18 protein-coding genes are annotated in these 20802 nt (G+C 42.4%); 8 read left to right on the top strand and 10 right to left on the bottom strand.

The genetic code is table 11. The features are described from left to right. Positions 1-94 precede the first annotated feature (94 nt). Positions 95-589 carry a hypothetical protein gene (locus ACFOSV_RS05945; RefSeq protein WP_377904379.1) on the top strand — a complete coding sequence of 165 codons (495 nt, stop codon included), beginning with the start codon at positions 95-97 and terminating at the stop codon, positions 587-589. A gap of 19 nt (positions 590-608) precedes the next feature. Here ACFOSV_RS05945 and ACFOSV_RS05940 read toward each other — a convergent pair whose 3' ends face one another. The 5 genes from ACFOSV_RS05940 to ACFOSV_RS05920 all read right to left on the bottom strand — a co-directional run bounded on the left by ACFOSV_RS05940 (position 609) and on the right by ACFOSV_RS05920 (position 4264). Continuing rightward, positions 609-995, bottom strand: a complete 387-nt coding sequence (locus ACFOSV_RS05940; RefSeq protein WP_377904378.1) for a DUF2306 domain-containing protein — start codon at positions 993-995, stop codon at positions 609-611. A gap of 19 nt (positions 996-1014) precedes the next feature. Continuing rightward, positions 1015-2109 (bottom strand): porin, encoded by a 1095-nt coding sequence (locus ACFOSV_RS05935; protein WP_377904377.1) that lies wholly within the window; start codon positions 2107-2109, stop codon positions 1015-1017. Continuing rightward, positions 2106-2768, bottom strand: coding sequence for a TVP38/TMEM64 family protein (locus ACFOSV_RS05930; protein WP_377904375.1), 663 nt, complete (start codon positions 2766-2768; stop codon positions 2106-2108). The genes ACFOSV_RS05935 and ACFOSV_RS05930 overlap by 4 nt, the downstream gene beginning before the upstream one ends. Continuing rightward, on the bottom strand, positions 2765-3694 hold the full coding sequence (locus tag ACFOSV_RS05925) for a mechanosensitive ion channel family protein (protein ID WP_377904373.1): 930 nt from the start codon (positions 3692-3694) through the stop codon (positions 2765-2767). The genes ACFOSV_RS05930 and ACFOSV_RS05925 overlap by 4 nt, the downstream gene beginning before the upstream one ends. 99 nt (positions 3695-3793) lie before the next feature. Further along, positions 3794-4264 carry a GyrI-like domain-containing protein gene (locus tag ACFOSV_RS05920; RefSeq protein ID WP_377904371.1) on the bottom strand — a complete coding sequence of 157 codons (471 nt, stop codon included), beginning with the start codon at positions 4262-4264 and terminating at the stop codon, positions 3794-3796. 128 nt (positions 4265-4392) lie between these two features. On the opposite strand from ACFOSV_RS05920, the gene ACFOSV_RS05915 reads away from it, so the two are divergent. Then, the gene (locus ACFOSV_RS05915) at positions 4393-5760 is read left to right on the top strand and encodes a transglutaminase-like domain-containing protein (protein ID WP_377904369.1); all 1368 of its coding nucleotides are present in this window, start codon (positions 4393-4395) and stop codon (positions 5758-5760) included. Positions 5761-5799: 39 nt separating this feature from the next. Here the strand turns inward: ACFOSV_RS05915 and ACFOSV_RS05910 are convergent, their stop codons facing one another. From ACFOSV_RS05910 to ACFOSV_RS05900, 3 genes are all read right to left on the bottom strand, one after another. Then, complete coding sequence (locus ACFOSV_RS05910; RefSeq protein ID WP_377904367.1) at positions 5800-6027, bottom strand: hypothetical protein; 228 nt, start codon at positions 6025-6027, stop codon at positions 5800-5802. An 84-nt stretch (positions 6028-6111) separates the two neighbouring features. Further along, positions 6112-6510 carry a DUF5655 domain-containing protein gene (locus ACFOSV_RS05905; protein ID WP_377904365.1) on the bottom strand — a complete coding sequence of 133 codons (399 nt, stop codon included), beginning with the start codon at positions 6508-6510 and terminating at the stop codon, positions 6112-6114. A gap of 16 nt (positions 6511-6526) precedes the next feature. Next, positions 6527-7633, bottom strand: a complete 1107-nt coding sequence (locus tag ACFOSV_RS05900) for a TolB family protein (RefSeq protein WP_377904363.1) — start codon at positions 7631-7633, stop codon at positions 6527-6529. Between the two features lie 75 nt (positions 7634-7708). Between ACFOSV_RS05900 and ACFOSV_RS05895 the strand changes: the two genes are divergently transcribed. Further along, positions 7709-8953 carry a M28 family peptidase gene (locus ACFOSV_RS05895; RefSeq protein ID WP_377904361.1) on the top strand — a complete coding sequence of 415 codons (1245 nt, stop codon included), beginning with the start codon at positions 7709-7711 and terminating at the stop codon, positions 8951-8953. Between the two features lie 80 nt (positions 8954-9033). Here the strand turns inward: ACFOSV_RS05895 and ACFOSV_RS05890 are convergent, their stop codons facing one another. After that, positions 9034-10257 (bottom strand): NADH:flavin oxidoreductase/NADH oxidase family protein, encoded by a 1224-nt coding sequence (locus ACFOSV_RS05890; protein WP_377904359.1) that lies wholly within the window; start codon positions 10255-10257, stop codon positions 9034-9036. Positions 10258-10643: 386 nt separating this feature from the next. On the opposite strand from ACFOSV_RS05890, the gene ileS reads away from it, so the two are divergent. The 5 genes from ileS (at position 10644) to ACFOSV_RS05865 (ending at position 19881) form a co-directional block, all read left to right on the top strand. Next, positions 10644-14018 (top strand): isoleucine--tRNA ligase, encoded by a 3375-nt coding sequence (gene ileS, locus ACFOSV_RS05885; RefSeq protein WP_377904357.1) that lies wholly within the window; start codon positions 10644-10646, stop codon positions 14016-14018. Positions 14019-14031: 13 nt separating this feature from the next. Further along, positions 14032-14688 carry a lipoprotein signal peptidase gene (locus tag ACFOSV_RS05880; RefSeq protein ID WP_377904355.1) on the top strand — a complete coding sequence of 219 codons (657 nt, stop codon included), beginning with the start codon at positions 14032-14034 and terminating at the stop codon, positions 14686-14688. Between the two features lie 232 nt (positions 14689-14920). Continuing rightward, positions 14921-17845 (top strand): DEAD/DEAH box helicase, encoded by a 2925-nt coding sequence (locus ACFOSV_RS05875; RefSeq protein WP_377904353.1) that lies wholly within the window; start codon positions 14921-14923, stop codon positions 17843-17845. A gap of 165 nt (positions 17846-18010) precedes the next feature. After that, positions 18011-19357, top strand: coding sequence for a PhoH family protein (locus tag ACFOSV_RS05870; protein WP_377904351.1), 1347 nt, complete (start codon positions 18011-18013; stop codon positions 19355-19357). 278 nt (positions 19358-19635) lie between these two features. Continuing rightward, entirely contained in the window at positions 19636-19881 is a 246-nt protein-coding gene (locus ACFOSV_RS05865) for a hypothetical protein (protein WP_377904349.1), read from the top strand. A 57-nt stretch (positions 19882-19938) separates the two neighbouring features. On the opposite strand, the gene ACFOSV_RS05860 is transcribed toward ACFOSV_RS05865, so the two are convergent. Beyond that, positions 19939-20694 (bottom strand): LytR/AlgR family response regulator transcription factor, encoded by a 756-nt coding sequence (locus ACFOSV_RS05860; protein ID WP_377904347.1) that lies wholly within the window; start codon positions 20692-20694, stop codon positions 19939-19941. Positions 20695-20802 lie beyond the last annotated feature (108 nt).

Raw genomic sequence — 20802 nt, 5'->3', positions numbered from 1 at the left:
TCCTATAAATCTTTACAAAAGGTAGACTCTACACTTGCTGTGAAATCATGATTTATTATATTTTAAACTAAATTTTTCTACTAATTCAAATATTATGATGGATTACATTTCAAAAGTTGAAAGCTTTTTAGACTTTTCATTGGAGGATTTTCCAAATGAAGATAGTCTGCCAACAGATCTGGAGTTTAACCTCAAGCATGTTGAACCTACGTTGATCTATGAGAAAGAATTGAATCCTCCAATACTTAATTTTTTCTCTCGGGTTATTGTAACGAAAAGCGAACTTCTTAAGCTTACCTCTTTAATTGCCCCGAACTTTACCATGAATGAAATGGGATCTTTGGAATTTTTGGTAAATGGCCTGGTAGAAATTTATGGATCTGATGGAAAGGGTTGGCTCTTTCTACATGATTTTGAAAAAGGAAAAATAGCAGACAAAACTTGGGAGGGTAGATACTGGGAGTTTCAAGAGGTCTATAATGAAATAGACGTTTCTGTGCACTTTGATGAATTAGGTGAGCTTAGTTTAAATTTCTACAAGAGGCATAGACCTTGGTTGGACGAGGAAGAAGAGGATGATGATTTTTAGAGCATTATTTCTTGCTCTTTCACCCAAAAAATACCTCGTGTAAAAATCTTCCTGGGAAGAAAGTAAAGCCTCCTGCTATCAGAATTGCGCTCACGTAAAGAATTATCATTTTGCGTTGATGAGATTTGATATCCCCATTTTTCACTGCCAAAAAAGCTGTGGGTACTGTCCAAATCACGATAAAACTGAGGATGTGTAAATAACCGAAATGATTTAGGAATCTTGGACCGACACCAGCTGGGATGAAAAGCGCAATCAGCGCAGTCAAAGACATCAATACCATATAAACTATTCCAATCCTGCGATGAAGTTGCCCTCCTTTTTGTGCTGCGAGAAGGTACCCTCCAAGGAAAACACAGGGAACCACCGTCAACAGATGGAAATACATGAGGGTTTCGTAGCTCATATTTTTTCTTTTACGCTAATCAATTTATGGATAAAGCCACTGAGCCAAGGAGGAAGAAATTACTACTCTCACCGGAATCTAACCCAAGATTAAATTCGCTTGGAGCTTGGAGCCATCTGCCTTCCAGTCGAAAAGTGATGAGCTGCCCTATTTTCCAATCAGTGTTTACCGACAATCCACTCGTTTGGATACCTTCATTAACATTGCTAGGAGCGATGGCCTGTAATGGATCATGATAGTATTCATATCTTATGGCCGAGGCAAATCGCTGGGAGAATTTACGTTGCAAAATAACAGAAGTACCCCACCAGTTTCGGTCAGCTTCTAGCTCTATAGTACGCTTTCCGGCATCCAAGCCAGCAATTAATCTCCATCCTTCCCCAGGAGTCCAATCCAGGTAAAAATTACTGAAATAGAGTGAGGTTCCTGCTTCTCTATTTTGATCGGTTCCCACGAAGGTACTCCAGTTTAAGGTTAGATTATTACTGGGACTGAAAGTGGCCTGTGTGCCAAAAGAAGGATTGTTTCTTCCTGGAATGGCCTGGATTCTTTGCCATCCATTGAGGTACATAAATGAAAAATACCAACGTTCACTTTTTTGCCAGCCGAGCTTCACGCCAGTCTCAAAATAGGGGCTGTTTTCAGCGATAATGGAACGGGAGAGTGTGAGGTTTTCGATGGAAACAGCACTTTCAAAACCCATATGCGAGGGTAAAACGCCTGCATCTAGCCACACAGTTTTTTCTGCATTTAAGGCATAGCCTAGGTTGGCTTCGTGAATCCAGCGAAGGGCTTTAGGCTCTGCACTATAATTATCCTGAGCATAGGTTCCTTGTTGCAAGCCAAGATTGGCCCGGAAGCGTCCGGCAACTAGGGAAGCGCGGACCAGGGCTAGATTGACGGCAAATTGGTTTTGCCGATTGTGATTGTATAGGAATGGAAACCTGCTACCTGACTCGGAGTTCTCAAAGTTTTGCCCATAATAAAGGTCCACAAATCCAGAAATTTCTATCCGAACAGAATCCTTGCTCTGTGCGCTTGCATAATTGGATAACCCATAAAAGATCATCATAATTAAAATTGAATTCTGGGAGATGGTGCGTTGTGATTTCATGATGGATTTTTGGAGGGGCCTAGCTCAGGAGGTAAAGATTTTTTCTTCACAAGAAGACCAATAAGCCAAACGAATGCGGCAACAGTCAATACCAGGGCAAAACTCTGCCAATTACTTTCAAAGCTAAGGGCCAAATCGCCAGTATAGGCATAAAACAAACAAGTGGGAATCAGACCTAAAACTCCGTATGTGAGGGTTTTCCACATAGGGTAACCCAAACTTCCGCATACTATTGTCATAGTCTCGGCTAATACGGGGATAGGTCTACTTACAATTATGGCCAGATTTCCCCATTTTTTTAGAAAATGCTGACCCTGCTGCAAGCCTTCTTCTCCCAACAACTTTCTTGTCCATCGATCGCTTGCTTTACCAAGAAGCCATCCGATTAATATGGAAAGAGTTGCTCCTAAAAGAGAAAGTGCTGCTCCTAAAATTACGCCGAAGAGAGCGCCATTGGTGATCATGATCAGGCTGGATGGTACTGGAAGCAGTACATCTGCAGCAAGTAAAATCACTCCTAAACTAAGAGCAAGAGGTCTGGATAAATCTTGGATACTATCGTCATCTCCTAAATAAGGAAGATCCAGAGCCATGGCCAGTCCAAAAAAAACTAGGATCATGCTTGCCATAAGAAAAATTAGCAGCCAAAATCTTTTCATGACTCAGGAGTTTTAGGTTCGGGCTGGAGTAGGACCCTTGTTTTGGGTAGGGATTCTGGATAATTTTTTTGGATGAATTTGATCATTTCTTCCCGAACAAATACTCGCAGATCCCAGGCAGTTGGAGAGTTTTTGGCAGAGACTAGAATTCGGGTTTCCACATTATGTTCTTTGGCTTCCGTTACTTGAAGAACCTTCACTTTTTTATCCCATAAGTCTGTTCTCTTCAAAATTTTATCCAACTCCTCGCGCATGGCATCAAAGGAAATAGTGTAATCGGTGTACAAAAAAACCGTGCCTGTGATATCTGCTGAGCTTCGAGTCCAGTTTTGAAAGGGTTTTTCCAAGAAATAAGTGGAAGGAAGAACCAGTCGTCGTTGGTCCCAAATTCTCACAACTACATAATTTAGGTTAATCTCCTCAATCCAGCCCCACTCTCCCTCTACTACCACAGCGTCATCCAATCTAAAGGGCTGAGTAATGGCGATTTGGATACCTGCGATGAGCGTTCCAATGGCCTTTTGAGCAGAGAAACCAATGATAATTCCTGCCACTCCGGCAGAGGCAAAAAGCCCAACTCCGAATTGCCGGATGGGTTCGAAGGAGACCAAAATCAAACCTACGCCGATCAAGATGACCACAAAATTGGCCACTTTGTGGAGGATGTTTATTTGGGTGTACACCTTTCTGGCTCTGAGATTATCCTCTCGATTGATATCATATTGTTTCAGAAAAATACCCTTTAGAATTCTGATCAGAACAAAGGCCGACCAAGTGAGACCTATGATAATCAAAACCGTATTCAAATGAGGAAGATAACTGAAGACACCCTGCCAATCCTTAGACTGATCACCCAAATAAATTTTCAGGCAAATAAGCGCCAAAGTGACGGTGAGGGGGAGAACTAGGCGTAAATATTTATTCATAATTCTAAGTCTTAAAAAGAGCAGTTTTCTTAAAAACTCGAGGGCTGTTTTGGTTTTCTCCTTCTTAATATAAGGATTCTAAAAAAATCCTGAGCTCCTTTAAGTTTGGTCTATTGCCAAGTAAATAGTCACATTCGAGTCGGGGCCTTTATTGCTTTCCTCCCCATAGACCTCAAAGTCAGCCGTGTATTTTCTTTTTAGAGAGTCCTCTCTCGCCCAGATATCTACCCAAGCTTTGGGAATACTTTGACTAGGCTCACCCTTTACAGAAATAGCTAAATATGATCCTCCAGAAATTTCAAGCTTCTCAAGACCATTAGGGATCTTTTCATTTGTGTCCACTTTTAGCCCTATGAACCCCGTATAAGCTCCACGATAATCTGACTCATATGCTGTGTACACTGCGATCACCTCTTCGGAGAGCGGATTTTCTATCAAGCTAGGGATGGACTTTTGGTAAAAATCTTGCCACAATTTTCCTAAATCCTCAGCTGCTTGGTTTTTAGCATTGGAGGTACGAATGGATATCCCAGCGAGGCAAAAGGGGGAGATAGTGACTTTACGTTCCATAGGATTTGACTTTCCTGAAGATAAAAAAATCGAGAGAGTAAAGAAGGATTATTCTTCTCACTTTGTTTTTTCCACTGATTGAAAGATCTAAATTCGAAAAAGTCCCAAGTAGCCATTAACTTAGCTCAATGACAAAAAATCACCTTTCTATCGTTTTCTTCAGCTGTTTCTTGGCTTTTCTTTCTTTTTCATGTGAAAAAAAGGAAGAAACTAATGAGTCTTCGAAACCAACTCAATCCTATCAAAAAGTCAGCATTGACGAAATTGAGCAAGGGATCAAGGCTTTTATTGCTGAAAAGCAGGCTGAAAATGAAGGGTTTTTTCCTGTGAAGGACGAAAATCACGATCTGAAAATGAAGCTGGTGAGGGTTCATACTGAGTACCTTTCCAATCTAGGGCCTACTAGTCATTTTGCCTGCGTGGATTTGGTGGATGAAAGCGGAGATGTATATGATGTGGATTTCTTTATGGAGGGAGAGCCGGGATCCATGGGAGTGACGTCCACCACGGTTCACAAATTGAACGGGAAGCCATTTTACTCATGGAAGCAAAATAAGGAAGACAAAACTTGGTATAGACTTCCCTTAGAGGAATCCAATAATAGCCTCCTTGGGGTGGTTGAAGGTAGAGATGAATTTGAATTTTACTATACCGCCCAGTTGCCGCAACTCGAGGGCCCTGCGAAAATGTGGATTCCTATTGCTGAGTCGGATCCTTTTCAGGAAATAGTGCTAGTTAGCAAAGAAGTACCGACCGGGACCAAGGAAATCAAAGACGGGAATTACGGAAACACTTTGTTGTTTTTTGAGCTAGGCCCAGAAAATTCTGGGGAAGAAATCTCCCTAACCTATCGCGTAAAGAGAAAGGAAAAAGGTCCTTATGAGGCAGCAATGCCAGACCCCAAACTGTATTTGGCCTCAACCAAACTGATGCCTACCGGCGGTCGATTTGAAGAAATTGCAAAGGAGGAAATCGGCGATAAAATAAACGATTCGCATCTGGTCCAAGCTCGGGTGCTCTACGATTACATCATTGACAATATGAAATATGCCAAAGTTGGAGATTACGGCAAAGGAGATTCTAATTATGCTTGTGATTCAAAAACCGGTAATTGTACTGAGTTTCACTCTTTCTTTATTTCCTTGGCTAGATCAGTGGGGATTCCTGCACGCTTTGCGATCGGGGCAAGTATTCCCTCAGATCGAAATGAGGGAGGAATTGATGGCTATCATTGCTGGGCAGAATTCTACGCAGATGGAAAATGGTGGCCTGTGGATATCAGCGAGGGGAATAAGTACACAGCCCTTGCAACCTATTATTTTGGCAGACATCCAGCGAATCGAATTGAGCTAAGTAGAGGTCGAGACCTGGTACTCAACCCTGGGCCAGAAGCAGGAGCGATTAATTTTCTTGCCTATCCTTATTTGGAAATCGATGGAAAGGAAGTAAAGGTTAATTCCAAATTCTCATTCCGAAGAGGTGAGTCAGAATCATAAAAAAAAGGAGGCTTAAGCCTCCTTTTACTGTTTTCATGATTAGCTATCCGTTGTTTCGGTGCTGTCTCCCTCTGCTGGATGTTCACCCTCGGGATGCTCACCGCCTTCAGGATGTTCACCTCCCTCAGGATGCTCACCACCTTCTGATTGTTCAGTTTGGTCAGCATTGTTGGTTCCTTCTTTCTTTCCTCCACATGAGGTAAAGGCTAGTGAACTCACGAAAAGCATCACTAGGGTCAGGCTTAAAATTGATTTTAAAATTTTCATTATGTAGGGTTGATGTTTGTTACGAAGTTAGATTTTTAAAGTGAAAGTAAAAAAAAATCAAACTATGAGTAATTGATTTTCAAGCTAAAGCATTTCGTATGAATCTCGAATCCATGAAATCAGCTTTGGGGAAAGTTCTTCCAAAGTGAAAATTCTCAGATGGTTTTCAAATTTCTTTGAGACCTGCCTAGATTTAAAAAAAGGAGGGCATGACTGCACCTCCTTAGAATAAAACTGAAGATCCAAGAACTTGCTCATGGGTCTGATTACAAGAAAGGTTTGATTGTGAACAAACATAATCGCTTTTTTGGTATTGCTTACGATCACGTTATCCCAGTCGATCACCTCTGCAAGGATCTTGTCAAAGATAAACTCTAGTTCCTTTGGCTTTCCTGCAAAAAGCGAATCCAAGTCCGCCTTGATGCACATATGCCATTGATTTTCTCGCTTCAGATCTCGCTCACAAATAGGACAGGTCCACATGGCTCACTCACTTGGATTAATTTCCAATCCACTCTGCTACAAAGAGATTCGTGTCTCTTGTGCCGCCATTGTTTCTATTCGAAGCAAAAACTAGGTATTTACCGTCATTTGAGAAAACAGGGAAGGCGTCGAACGTGCCGTCATTAGTGATTTTGGTCAATCCAGTGCCATCCAGATTGATCATAAATAGATTGAATGGAAATCCACGCTCTGTCTGGTGATTAGAAGCGAAGATGATTTTTTCACCGGATGGATGAAAGAAAGGCGCCCAGTTGGCCTTACCCAAGTCAGTCAATTTTCTTACATCAGTCCCATCAGCATTTGCTACATAGAGTTCCATGCTGGTCGGCATGACTAGCCCTTCGGCCAAAAGATCTTTGTATTCCTTGATTTCCTCATCTGTCTGCGGTCTAGACGCTCTCCAGATTAGTTTGCTTCCGTCTGGTGAGAAGAATGCTCCACCATCATATCCTAGCTCTGAAGTGACTTGTCGTACATCTGTTCCATCCAGATTCATTGTGAAAAGCTCCAAATCACCAGTTCTCATGGAGGTAAATACCATTCGATCTCCTTTTGGCGAAACAGTAGCTTCAGCATCATATCCTGGTTCGAATGTGAGCTGAGCAAGCTGGTTTCCCTCTAAATCAGCCGTGAAAATGTCGAAGGAATCATAGATAGGCCAAACGTATTTACCATCAGTTCTAGCTTCTGGAGTAGGTGGACAATTTTCTCCACCTAGATGTGTAGAAGCATAGACGATGGTGTTGTCTGGTAGGAAATAAGAGCAAGTGGTTCTTCCCAAACCAGTACTCAGTAGCTGTGGCTTGTTATTTTTTAGATCGTCGGTCTTCCAATTGGTGTAGAAAATCTGATCGCATTCGTTGCCCCAGCCGGCATAGTCTGACTGGAAGACGAGCATTTGGTCATCAAATGACCAGTAGGCCTCGGCATTATTGCCACCAAAGGTCAACTGCTTAATGTTCTTCAGGTATTTCATCTCCTCTGGCTGTAGCAAAAGAGAATCTGAAGCAGAGTGTGCTTCAGTATTGATTTCATTGGTGGTTTCTGACTTCGGGCTGCAAGCAAATGCTGCTAAAAGAGCGATAATAATTAATGATCTCATTATTCTAATTAGAATGGTTTTAAATTGCTGGGCGAAGATACCAATTATTATCTTTGCGCTAAATATTCTAAGACAATGAAAAACCAGAAGAACTACTACTATATACTTGCGAGTGCATTGTTTTTTACTTTTAGCTGTAACCAAGCTCCTACGGATGCAGAGTTGCTCGAAGGTTTGAAAACAGATGTGACCTATTTGGCTGCTGATGAACTTGCAGGCCGAGCTATTGGAACAGCCGGAGAAGAAAAAGCTGCTGAATATCTAGCCACTGAATTCAAAAAAGCGGGTCTTGATCCCAAGGGAACTGAAGGATATTTCCAACCTTTTACCGTATCGAAACCAACCAATCCCCACGAGGAAGCAGTAATTGGAACAGATGGCGAAGGAGTGACTGGAAGAAATGTGGTGGGCTTTATTGATAATAAGTCAGAAAACACGATTGTGATAGGAGCGCATTTCGATCACTTGGGTATGGGCGGACAAGGATCGCTACATCGAGGCGATTCGGCGATTCATAATGGAGCCGATGATAATGCCTCAGGAACGGCAGCTTTGTTGGCTTTGGCCAAAATTCTGAAGTTTGAAAAGCACAACTCGAATTTCCTGTTTATTGCCTTTTCCGGTGAAGAAAACGGTCTTTGGGGATCGAATTACTTTGTAAAAAACCCTACCATCGATCTGGAAACAGTCAATTACATGATTAACATGGATATGGTAGGACGACTAAATGAAGAAAAAACGCTTGCTATTAATGGAGTGGGGACGAGTCCTTCCTTCGTTCCTGCTTTGGACATGGTAAATGCAGATAGCCTAAAATTGGTGACCTCTGAGTCTGGGGTTGGGCCATCAGATCATACGTCGTTTTATTTGCAAGATCTGCCAGTACTACACCTTTTCACGGGGCAGCATGAAGATTATCACAAACCTTCTGATGACTCCGATCTCATCAATTATGATGGGCTAATGCTGGTGGTAAAATACATCGATCGATTGATTGACCAACTGGATCAGGAGCCAAAATTGGCTTTTACCAAGACCAAGGACTCTTCAGGGGACTCTCCAAGATTTACTGTTTCGCTCGGTGTTGTGCCAGATTATTTATTTGATGGTCAGGGGATGCGGATCGATGGAGTCTCGGAGGACAAACCTGCTCAAGCGGCTGGTCTTCAAAAAGGAGACATTATCGTCCAATTGGGAGACTCTACGATCGTGGATATGATGAGCTATATGCGAGCTTTGAGTGCTTTCGCCAAAGGCGATGAAGCTACGCTAGTCTATCAGCGGGATGGATCGAAAACTGAGGCGAAGGTTAAATTCTAAAAATTCGAGTCTCTTTATTGAGATGAATTATTTCAAGAGGCTTTTCGTATTTAATTTTTAAAGAAAGCCGCTGAATTCACTCAGCGGTTTTTCTTTTCTCGAGCTTTTTTAAACTCGTGCGTGACGATAAACATGGAACAGGCTATGGGGTTGAGATTTGCTTTTAAGCCTCTTCCTTCAGCAATATTGATGAGCTGCCGAGCGTAGTAACCTGCTTCTGCAGCATCCTCAAAAGCTTTGAAGCCTGTTCGTATCGGAGGATTCTCCAGATAGGAAACCTTTCCATTCATGAAATCCGCTATGCGATCACAATTGCCGATAAAAGGTCTTCCCATTCCTATCAGGTCACACTCTCCACTAGCGAGCACCTCATTGCAAAAGTCATAAGATCGAAACCCTCCCGTGATCATCAGGGGAACTGTGCTGATCTCTCTTACCTGCTTAGCAAAATCCAAAAAATAGGCCTCTCTCTTCTTCGTGCTTTCTTTTTGGGTTTTTTCGTCTTTTCCCAGGAAAAAAGCTACTTTTTCATAGGTTCCTCCCGAAACTTCGAGAAGATCAATTCCTGCATCACTGAGTTTTTTTACCACTTCCAGAGAATCTGATTCAGTGAATCCTCCTCGCTGAAAATCCGAAGAGTTTAACTTGACAGAAATGGGGAAAGTATTTCCAACTTCTTCTCGACATTCCTTGACGATTTCCAAGAGCAGTCGACTTCTATTTTCCAAGCTTCCGCCCCATTCGTCTGTTCGGCGATTGGTTAGGGGAGAGAGAAACTGACTGAGCAAATAGCCATGAGCAGCATGGATTTGAATTCCTGTAAATCCAGACGCCTTTGCGATTTTGGCGGCACGCCGAAAACCCACAATCACCTTTTCGATATCGTGATGGGTCATGGCCACTGGTTTGCCAAAGAGTAAAAGTTTATTCAGTTGGACTTGCGATGGTGCTTTAGGATTGGGATTCACAAAGCGGTTGGTTTGCCTTCCTGAGTGTGAAATCTGGGCCCAAAGGTGATTTCCATTCACGGTTCCGGCTGCCGTCCATGCCTTTAATTTGGGGATCATGGCTTCGTCACCGAAGAACACATTTCCGGCAGACTCCATGTGATCCTTATCTATCATCACATTTCCTGTGATCAGTAGACCCGAACCCGTTTCCGACCAGATCCGGTAGAGATGCTCATGTGCAGGAATAGGTTCGTATGCTGCATTGCTCATGCGCTCTGTCATAGGAGCTTTCGCTAAGCGGTTGGTGAGGACCGCTCCGCAGGGTAAGGTAATGGATGAATTTAGGTTGATCATTTCGAGTCAAGTGGTTTGCGCGTGAAGATTAAAGGTAATTTCTTCTGACCAAACCCAAACTACTGATGCCATGATTGTGGTGGATTTTGAGCTTAATCCCTCCAATTGCCCAGATTTATCACCATGTCAAATTGAGGGCTTTTCGTTTTGCATGTTAGAAGCGGCCATTTTTTCCTATTCCGCCTCCCCAAAAGGGTTTTTCTACTATCTTTGTGCCTGCTTTTGAGGAGGATATTCCTGCTCATGCGTGAGGGATAGAAGCGGCATCCCTGAAGCCCGATGTTAATCGGGATTTAGGGATACATCGGATAGCCCGACCCCGGCTTTTTCAGACGGGGGCACGCCCAAAAAAGAAAATAATCTACTTGCTTACCAGAAAGGCTACAGTGAAAAAATATCAAGAGTACAAACAAGTTGACTATCCGGGCATAGGAGAAAGTGTCCTGAGCTATTGGAAAGACCATCAGATTTTTGAAAAATCCATTGCCAATCGAGAAGGAGCTGAAACTTTCACTTTTTTCGAGGGACCTCCATCTGCCAATGGTACGCCCGGGATTCACCACGTGATGGCGAGAGCTCTCAAGGATATTTTCTGTAGATATAAGACCCTTAAAGGCTTCCAAGTGAAGCGAAAAGGTGGCTGGGATACCCATGGACTTCCCGTGGAGCTTCAGGTGGAAAAAGAACTTGGTATCACCAAAGAAGATATAGGAACGAAAATCTCTGTGGAGGACTATAATCGCAAATGCCGTGAGACGGTGATGCGATTCAAGGACGAATGGGATGACCTGACTGAAAAAATCGGTTACTGGGTTGACCTAGATGACCCTTACATCACTTTCGATTCGAAGTATATTGAGACACTCTGGAGTCTCCTCCAGAAACTGTACGATAAGGGTCTTTTGTACAAAGGCTACACGATTCAACCCTACTCACCTGCTGCGGGTACGGGGCTTTCTTCCCATGAATTGAACCAGCCGGGAACCTACAAGGATGTGAAGGATACGTCAATCACTGCCCAGTTTAAACTCCAGGGACAGGATAATACCTACATCCTTGCTTGGACGACCACGCCTTGGACTTTGCCTTCTAATTCGGCTTTGGCCATCGGGGAAAATCTGGACTATGTGAAAGTTCGGACTTTCAATCCCTATACCTTTGACCCCTGTTTTGTGATTTTGGCAAAGGCTAGAATGAATGCCTACTTCAATCCCAAGGCGGCCGAACTCAAAATCGAGGACTACCAAGGGGGTGATAAATTAATCCCCTTTGAAGTGGTGGAGGAGTTTAAAGGAAAAGAGATGTTGGGTTGGGAATATGAGCAGCTGTTTCCCATCGAGGGATTAGCCCTTCCGCATCCGGCCTTTACGGTGATTTCTGGTGATTATGTGACCACCGAGGATGGTACAGGAATCGTGCATTTGGCTAAGGCATTCGGTGCGGATGACTTTAGAACTTTGGTTCAGAATGATGTCCCAGGAGTCTTTGTTCAGGATGAAAAGGGCAATGACATTCCCGTCGTAGATAAGCAAGGAAGATTCCTTCCTGTGGTGGGAGAATACCTCGCTGCGAAAATGAAAGAACATGTAATCACAGCGCACAAGGAGTATGGTGTGAAGGATTTCTATGTGAAAAACTATACTGAGGATGATGAGTCGCAGTCGGATTATAAGAACACAGATATCATCATTTCGATCATTCTAAAGAATGAAAATAAAGCCTTTAAGGTAGAAAAGTACGAGCACAGCTATCCACACTGTTGGAGAACAGATAAGCCGGTACTTTACTATCCACTGGAAAGCTGGTTTATCAAAACCACTGCTTACAAAGACCGATTGGTTGAGCTGAACAAAACCATCAACTGGAAGCCAGAGGCGACTGGAACGGGTCGATTTGGCAATTGGCTGGAAAATCTAGTGGACTGGAATCTTTCCCGCTCCAGATTTTGGGGGACTCCATTGCCTATTTGGAGAACAAAGGATGGGTCTGAAGAAAAATGCATAGGCTCTATCGCTGAACTCCAGGCCGAGATAGAAAAATCCATCTCAAAGGGCTTTATGGAAAAATCTCCCTATGAAGGCAAAGAGCTAGACCTTCACAGGCCGTATGTCGATGACGTGATCTTGGTATCCGATTCTGGACAGGAAATGTACCGGGAGCCTGACCTTATTGATGTGTGGTTTGATTCTGGGGCTATGCCTTATGCCCAGTGGCATTATCCTTTTGAAAACGAAGATATTTTTAAAGCCAATTATCCGGCAGATTATATCGCTGAGGGAGTGGATCAGACTCGAGGTTGGTTCTTTACGCTCCATGCGATAGCGGTGATGCTTTTCGATAGTGTGGCCTTCAAAAACGTGATTGCAAATGGGTTGGTTTTGGATAAAAACGGAAACAAAATGTCTAAGCGATTGGGCAATGCCGTGGATCCATTCAAGACCCTAAAGGAATACGGCCCTGATGCTTTGCGCTGGTACATGCTGAGCAATGCCAATCCTTGGGATAACCTGAAATTTAGCCTTGACGGAGTGGCTGAGGTTCAGCGCCGATTTTTTGGAACCCTACAAAACACTTATAATTTCTTTGCGCTGTATGCTAATCTGGACGAGTTCGTCTACGATAAATCCAAGATGGTGCCAGTTGCCCGCAGAGCTGAGCTAGATCAGTGGATCATATCCAAGCTTCAGTCTTTAATTCTTGAGGTGGAGGATGCTATGGACCAATATGACGCCACCCGAGCAACTCGAGCGATTATGAATTTCACGGTAGACCAGCTCAGCAATTGGTACGTGAGATTGGCTCGAAAGAGATTTTGGAGAGGTGACATGAATGAGGATAAGCAGGCTGCTTACGAGACCTTGTATGAATGCTTGCTTTCTTTGAGCAAATTAATGTCCTCATTTGCGCCATTCTATGCGGATTGGTTGTATCAAAACCTTACAGCGTCCAGTTCAGAAAAGGCTGAGTCTGTTCATTTGACGGATTGGGAAGTTGCAGATAATTCCTTAATCAATACCACGCTGGAAAAGAGTATGACCTTGGCCCAGACGATTTCGTCTTTGGTGCATTCCTTGCGAAAAAAGGAGAAAATGAAAGTGCGTCAGCCGCTTGAACGGATTTTGATTCCTGTCCTTTCCGAAGAAACAAAAACGCAAATCATGCATGTGGAGGATTTGATCATGTCTGAGGTGAATATCAAGCGTGTGGAATATATTGATGATGCTTCAGGAATTTTGGTTAAAGATGTGAAACCTAATCTGCCGGTTTTAGGTAAGAAGTTAGGACCAAAGATGAGATTCGTGGTAGCCGCCATCAAAAACTGGGGACAGGCCGAGATTGCTGAGATCGAGAGAAATGGAACTATTTCTGTGGATGCAGACGGAGAGGCCATCACCTTGCTTTTGGAAGAAGTATTGATCAGTTCACAAGACATCCCAGGCTGGTCTGTGGCATCCGATCAGGGGGTGACCGTAGCTCTAGATGTAACTCTGACTGACGCCTTGAAAGAGGAGGGGCTTGCGAGAGATTTGGTCAATAGAGTTCAAAATCTCCGGAAGGACATGGGGCTAGAGGTGCAGGATAAAATCACCATCGGCATCGAAGCGGGGAATGAACTGGTCGAAGCGACTGTGGATCACTTCGGTGAGTATATCAAAACTGAAACTCAAGCGCTAGAGCTGGAGAAAATGGCTGAAATTGAAAATGGGACAGTACTGGATCTCGATGATTTTGAGGTGAAGGTAAAAGTGGCCAAAGCCTAAAATCTAAAGATGAATGAATAAGTATATCAAGTATTTTGGGATTACGCTTCTGGTAATTTTAATTGATCAGGCAGTAAAAATGTGGGTTCATTTTGAAATGGACTTCGGTACTCCTGGGCAGATTCCGATTTTTGGAGATTGGTTTAAACTTCATTACACCACAAATCCTGGAATGGCCTTTGGGATGCAGCTCGGCTCCGAGTATGGCAAAATGATCTTGACTTCTTTTAGGTTGGTAGCCATGTTTGGGATCAGTTATTATCTGTATTACATAATCAATAGCAAGCAACACCCAACCTATATATTTTGTATTGCCATGATTCTCGGAGGGGCCATAGGCAATTTGGTGGACTCTGTCTTTTATGGCGTATGGCTCAATAATGCACCCTATAACGCTCCGACTCCTTGGTTTCATGGGCAGGTGGTCGATATGTTTTATTTCGATATTTGGGAAGGATATATTCCTGAGTGGGTACCTCTTTGGGGTGGGGATTACACAGCACTTTGGCCCATTTTCAATATAGCAGACGCTTCAATTTTCGTTGGTGTAGCGATTATTTTGCTATTTCAGAGTAAGTTCTTTCCAGAAAAATCTGAAGAAAAAGAACCTTCTGCTGGCGAAGAGATAGAGCTTTCGGAGGAAATAGAAAAGTCTGAAGACTCGCTTTAAGTAATTTCAAGCGGACAGTAAAATTCTAAAGAATTCAGCGAGGAGCTCCAATTTTTCGAGTTCTCATAAGTTTCTTTTGACTGGATTTTGTGAAAACAGGGCATTTATGCACTGAAATTGCGCTTTTTTTAGTACTTTTCAGATTGCATTGAAGGATTTACTTTTTAGTAAAACTCATTCAAGAAAGATTGCTCGCTTTTGTGCGTTTTACCTCACCAATTATAATTCCCCGATGATTGTTAATCCCGATCAGCCTTTTGAAATTATCTATTCATTATATAGTCACGAGTATCTCGGTTTGCTATTTGAATCCTATGCGGTTCAGCTAGACGAACAGGGAAGGTTGTCTTTGGCCAATCAAAATATCAGCTATCAAAATGCCTCAGAATTCGATTCAAAACTAAATGAGGCGGATTATAAGTTGATCAAGCTGATGGATGGAATGGCCCAAGAGGTGGTGGTGAAGCCATACATCAAAAGAAATATTCGGCCCAAAGATTTTCTTAGAAAAATCTATGATCCCAAGACCGAGGATCTTAAAGTTCAAGAGCAGATAGAAGCCGATTTAGAGGCGATTCGCGCTAAGATTTTGCCCTTGCTCATTGGTAAGCGACTTTTTGAAATGGCCAATGACAAGAACCCAATTTGGAAAGAAATTCGAGTACATCCCAAGCCGGTAACCGTTCATTTTCATTTTTATAAAAATCCCGATAATACACATTACCGTCCCACATTTAAGCATGAAGGGGAGATTCTAGAAATAGATCAAAAAGGCGGCTATTTGCTATGTAATGAGCCTGCGTGGCTTCTAATGAATCATGAACTGTATTACTTCGATAAGGGGCTGGATGGAAAAAAACTTCTCCCTTTTCTTCGAAAGAAGTTTGTGGTCATCGAAAAGAAATTCGAGCCCACCTATTACAGAAAGTTCATTGCTAATTTATTGACTCAGTTTGATGTCATTGGGCATGGTTTTGAGATTAAGATTGAGCGGGGTTCTCCACAAGTGAAAGTAGGGATCAGTGACCTGCCAAGTAATGGCACAGCAGATCTTTTTGAAAACAGAGACAATAATACCGGAGAAAGTCAGATTGCTTTTGAGTTGCGATTTCAATATGGTGATATCGATTACCGGGCAGATCAACTCTCTGAGAATAGTGTAAGGCTTGAAGAGAAAAACGGTACATACACCTTTTATAAGGTTGTTCGAAGTGTTCAGAAGGAGAAGTCTTACGGTAAATTGCTACACGACTTGGGCTTGCCTGTTCGAAAAGGGCGAGTGGGAATGGCCAAGGCGGAAGCTTTTGACTGGATCAGCCAAAATGAGGATATCTTAGAAGAAAATGGAATACGGATCGTGCAAGTGGGTGAACAGAATGGTAAGATTTACCACATTGGCAAAGCACAGATTTCTATTGAAGTAAATGAAAACATTGACTGGTTCGATGTGCATGCTAAAATCAAGTTTGGCTTGTACTTAGTAAGCTTTGCCAAGCTGAGGAAGCTGATGATGGCTGGTAAGACTGAATTTGAACTTCCTAATGGGGAAATCGCTGTGATCCCTGCTTCATGGTATGTAAATTACTCAGAGCTTTTCAGCTTTATGGAAGACCGGGGTCAGGAAAATACCATGGTGATGCGTAAGCATCATTTGGCTTTGGCCAAGGAATTGGAAAAGGGAGATTTGGTGCAGTTGACCTTGAGCAGGAAGCTAGAAAATCTACGGAATTTCGAGTCAATTGAGCAATTTGACATTCCTACTTCTTTTCAAGGGGTGCTTCGACCATATCAGAAAGAAGGCTACAATTGGCTGAGATTTTTGAATGAGTTTAAGTTTGGAGGCTGCTTGGCTGATGATATGGGTCTGGGTAAGACTGTACAGACCTTGGCGCTTTTGGCTTATGAAAAGGAGCAAAATCCAAGTTTTACCTCATTGCTGGTAATGCCAACCTCCTTGATTTACAACTGGGAGCTTGAGGCAAGAAAATTTACTCCCGATCTGAAAATACTGGTATATACAGGGACTCACCGTATAAAAGATCCATGGCAGTTTGGAGAATATGATTTAGTCTTGACTAGCTACGGAATCACTCGTCTGGATGTAGATGTTTTGAAAGAGTTTTTCTTCAATTATATCATCCTCGATGAGTCACAGGCCATTAAAAATCCAACGAGTAATATCGCAAATGCGGTAAATAAGCTGAAATGCAAGCAGAGGCTGATTCTCACTGGCACACCAGTAGAAAATGGCACTATGGATCTGTGGTCCCAAATGAATTTTGTGAATCCAGGCTTGCTTGGCTCGCAGTCTAGTTTTAAAAAGAACTTCCTTTTTGCGATAGAAAAGCAAAAGGATAAAGATAAGGCAGGGAAATTGGCCGCATTGATTAAGCCCTTCATTCTTCGTCGCCTCAAATCACAAGTGGCTACGGATCTCCCAGAGAAAATTACGAATGTGAAGTACTCCGATATGACCGCCGAGCAAGAGGAGGTCTATGAGGAAGTGAAGAACTACTACCGAGAAAAGATAGTAAGTGAGATTCAAGAAACTGGTCGTAGCACTCAGCAATTCACCTTGCTCCGTGGATTGACTCAGCTCCGACAAATAGCCAATCATCCTAAGTTGGTTAGAGATGATTTTAAGGGGGACTCAGGAAAATTGGAAGATGTCACCTACATGCTGCAGTCCACCATTTCAGAGGGGCACAAGGTTTTGGTCTTTAGCCAATTCGTAAGGCATTTGTCCATCGTACGTGAATATCTCGAGTCGGAGGGAATTCCTTATTCCTATCTCGATGGAACAACCAAGGATCGTCAGAGACAAGTGGAGCGATTCCAAGAGCAAGATGAAATAAAGGTCTTTTTGATTTCGCTAAAGGCTGGTGGAGTAGGTCTTAATTTGACCAAGGCGGAGTATGTTTTCTTACTTGACCCTTGGTGGAATCCTGCCGTGGAAGCTCAGGCTATCGATCGGGCCCACCGAATCGGTCAACAGAATAAAGTGATCATCTACAAGTTTATCACCAAAGGGTCTGTAGAAGAGAAAATTATGGCTTTGCAAAGCAGGAAACTGGCTCTGGCAGGTGAATTAATTGGCTCAGAGGAGAGTTTCATGAAGACTTTGGATCAAGCAGATATCGCCGCGCTACTCGAATAAAAGAGATAGAAATTTTTCTTGATTCAGATTAAATTTTATTGTCTTGATAGTCAATCAAATAAGGAGAGGTTACAATTAATTAACCTTAAAATCTTGTCAATGCTGGATTTTGGCGCGGATTATTTTTTAAATTATATCGATTACTAATTCTCAAGCCCGCGCCACATGCCAAGAGCCAAGTCCGATAAAGATCGGAAAATCTTTGTGCTGGATACTTCAGTTATTCTTTACGCACACAACTCCATTATGAATTTTGCCGAACACGACGTGGTCATTCCGATCACCGTTTTGGAGGAACTAGACCAGTTTAAGAAAGGCAACGATACCAAAAACTTTGAAGCCCGAGAGTTTATCCGACTTTTGGACCGGTTGAGCCAGGATCAGATGATTCACAATTGGACTCCACTCAATGGAAAAACCAAAGGGAACTTCCGAGTGCTGATGAATCCAGATAATCGGATGAATGCGAATGAGATTTTTGGGGAGGAAAAAAATGACCACAAGATTCTAAACGCTGCACTTTATCTCAAGGAGCACGAGAAAAATCGGAAAGTGATTTTGGTCTCTAAGGATATCAACCTTCGACTCAAGGCTAAGTCCCTCAGCATTCTTGCTGAAGACTACGAGACCGGCAAAATCAAGAATATCAATGAGCTGGAAAATACCGGGAAGTATTACATGGACGATGTGAATCCCGAGCATATTAATACGCTCTATGATACTGGATTTATTGAGGCAAAGGCCATTTTGGGTACCAGAAAACGAAAGGCCAATGCGTATTACATTCTGAAAAGCAATAAAAACTCGGTATTGAGCTATTACAATCCGGATCAGAATATTCTCGAGCGAGTAGATAAGCGACTGGCGTATAATATCAAGCCTAAAAATGCTGAGCAGACCTTTGCCCTTCATGCTATCATGGATCCCAATATCAAATTGGTGACCATTCAAGGTGTAGCAGGTACGGGCAAGACCTTATTGGCTCTCGCAGGTGCATTGGAGCAGAGGCGGAGTTATAAGCAGATCTTCTTGGCACGCCCTATAGTACCCCTGAGCAATAAGGATATTGGATATCTTCCAGGGGACATCAAGTCCAAGCTTAATCCATACATGGAGCCGCTTTGGGATAATTTGAAGTTCATCCAAAATCAATACAAGGAAACAGATAAGGAATATCAGCGGATCACGGATCTTGTCAATCAGGAAAAACTGGTGATTCAACCTTTGGCCTATATCCGAGGAAGATCCCTTTCCAATATTTTCTTTATCGTGGATGAGGCACAAAACCTGACTCCACATGAGATCAAAACGATTATTTCTCGAGCTGGCGAAAACACAAAGATCGTATTCACTGGTGACGTCTTTCAGATAGATACACCATACTTAGACAGTCAAAGTAATGGTATGTCCTACCTGATCGATCGAATCAAAGACCATCCATTATATGCGCACATAAAGCTTGAAAAAGGAGAGCGTTCTGAACTTGCTAATCTGGCGAATGAGCTTCTTTGATTAAGATTTGTTAAAATAAGCGAAGCCACTCCATTTGGAGTGGCTTTTTTGTTGTCTCAAATTATTTAGCGTCACATACTTTTTGCGACTAAGGATTTGAAACCTAGGATTTTGTCCGCTTTGGGCCTGAAAATGTCCAGAAGCGAGGTGAACCTGTACGTAAGTGAACACATTTTCTATTCCACATTAAATCAAAATACTGATTTTCAGTTAGTTGAAATTTACGGCTTCTTTTTGGCATAAGTAGAAATACCGAAAGGGACTAAACCAACACTACAATGAAAACGATATTCTTAACACAAAAAAGCATCTGCGCCTTCCTTGGATTGATGATGGCTTTCACCATCGTTTGGAAGGCAAATATGGAGATGAAGGAAATGAAATCTGAAGAAGCGACTGCCCGATTTGAAAATACTAAACCAACTATTTCAATTGAATCGGAGCAAATCAGCACTATCGTGCACTATGAAGAAATTGCAGAGAGAACAGAATTCTCCCTGCATAAGATTACTCGTAAGGGTTAATTTGGTTGATTGTTTGGATAACTAAATAGGCGGGATTTTTCCCGCCTTTTTGTTTGCTTAACTTTCCGTGATAGTATTCAGTTTGGCAAGGAAGCTATTGTAGTACTGCCGACCGACTTGGACTACGGCTCCTTGGCTCATCGTGATTTCCTTGGTATTGAAGCTTTCAATTTGGCCTAGATTCACGATATAAGACTTTTGAACTCTCAAGAAAAGATTGGAAGGCAAGATGTCCTCAATTTCCTTCATTGATTTTCTAATGCTATACTCCCTATTTCGAGTAAAAATACCTACCATATTGCCGTTAGCTTCCACATAGTAGATGTCTTCATAGGGTACTTTTTCAAATGCATTATCCGCTTTGATGAAGACAGCATCATTGACCAAAAAGGGTGAATCTGAGACTACAGCGACGCTTGGTGCTTCCGTGCTAGGCTTCGTACGCTTGTTGTAAAGCACAATCTCCACAATCGCGTGAATATCATTGGTATTGAATGGCTTCACGATAAAGCCTGCTGGATTGATTCGCTTGGCTCGCTCGATGATCGTGGGGTCTGAATAAGAAGTAACGTAAACCAGCGGTGCGTCTACCATTTGCTTCACGATTTCTCCTAGCTCAATTCCATCTTTATCACCCTTCAATTTGATATCCATAAATATCAAATCCGGGCGATACTTCTTAATGACCTTAATGCACTGATTTGCTGAGTTTGCTATGTCAATATTTACATAACCAAGGAGCTCAAGGATCTCCTGAATGTTTTCTGCAATACTAATTTCGTCTTCGACGATTAAAATCCGCTCTTCTTTCATTACTGCAAAAGTGTATAGTTTTTAGGGTGAAAAACTCCATTAAGCCATAGCCTAAAGAATTATATTCCTAAGTAAAGCAATTATTAGGATAAACCAAATGCTTTTTTT

Source organism: Algoriphagus namhaensis, assembly GCF_042649705.1.
GTDB lineage: Bacteria > Bacteroidota > Bacteroidia > Cytophagales > Cyclobacteriaceae > Algoriphagus > Algoriphagus namhaensis.
This window is presented reverse-complemented; position numbering and strand designations above follow the sequence as displayed.

Coding starts and splice junctions, on each gene's coding strand:
- ACFOSV_RS05905 (WP_377904365.1), bottom strand. CDS start 6,510: ATGTGGACCTGTCCTATTTGTGAGCGAGATCTGAAGCGAGAAAATCAA.
- ACFOSV_RS05915 (WP_377904369.1), top strand. CDS start 4,393: ATGACAAAAAATCACCTTTCTATCGTTTTCTTCAGCTGTTTCTTGGCT.
- ACFOSV_RS05895 (WP_377904361.1), top strand. CDS start 7,709: ATGAAAAACCAGAAGAACTACTACTATATACTTGCGAGTGCATTGTTT.
- ACFOSV_RS05910 (WP_377904367.1), bottom strand. CDS start 6,027: ATGAAAATTTTAAAATCAATTTTAAGCCTGACCCTAGTGATGCTTTTC.
- ACFOSV_RS05935 (WP_377904377.1), bottom strand. CDS start 2,109: ATGAAATCACAACGCACCATCTCCCAGAATTCAATTTTAATTATGATG.
- ACFOSV_RS05865 (WP_377904349.1), top strand. CDS start 19,636: ATGAAAACGATATTCTTAACACAAAAAAGCATCTGCGCCTTCCTTGGA.
- ACFOSV_RS05945 (WP_377904379.1), top strand. CDS start 95: ATGATGGATTACATTTCAAAAGTTGAAAGCTTTTTAGACTTTTCATTG.
- ACFOSV_RS05940 (WP_377904378.1), bottom strand. CDS start 995: ATGAGCTACGAAACCCTCATGTATTTCCATCTGTTGACGGTGGTTCCC.
- ACFOSV_RS05860 (WP_377904347.1), bottom strand. CDS start 20,694: ATGAAAGAAGAGCGGATTTTAATCGTCGAAGACGAAATTAGTATTGCA.
- ACFOSV_RS05900 (WP_377904363.1), bottom strand. CDS start 7,633: ATGAGATCATTAATTATTATCGCTCTTTTAGCAGCATTTGCTTGCAGC.
- ACFOSV_RS05880 (WP_377904355.1), top strand. CDS start 14,032: ATGAATAAGTATATCAAGTATTTTGGGATTACGCTTCTGGTAATTTTA.
- ACFOSV_RS05875 (WP_377904353.1), top strand. CDS start 14,921: ATGATTGTTAATCCCGATCAGCCTTTTGAAATTATCTATTCATTATAT.
- ACFOSV_RS05870 (WP_377904351.1), top strand. CDS start 18,011: ATGCCAAGAGCCAAGTCCGATAAAGATCGGAAAATCTTTGTGCTGGAT.
- ACFOSV_RS05925 (WP_377904373.1), bottom strand. CDS start 3,694: ATGAATAAATATTTACGCCTAGTTCTCCCCCTCACCGTCACTTTGGCG.
- ACFOSV_RS05890 (WP_377904359.1), bottom strand. CDS start 10,257: ATGATCAACCTAAATTCATCCATTACCTTACCCTGCGGAGCGGTCCTC.
- ACFOSV_RS05930 (WP_377904375.1), bottom strand. CDS start 2,768: ATGAAAAGATTTTGGCTGCTAATTTTTCTTATGGCAAGCATGATCCTA.
- ACFOSV_RS05920 (WP_377904371.1), bottom strand. CDS start 4,264: ATGGAACGTAAAGTCACTATCTCCCCCTTTTGCCTCGCTGGGATATCC.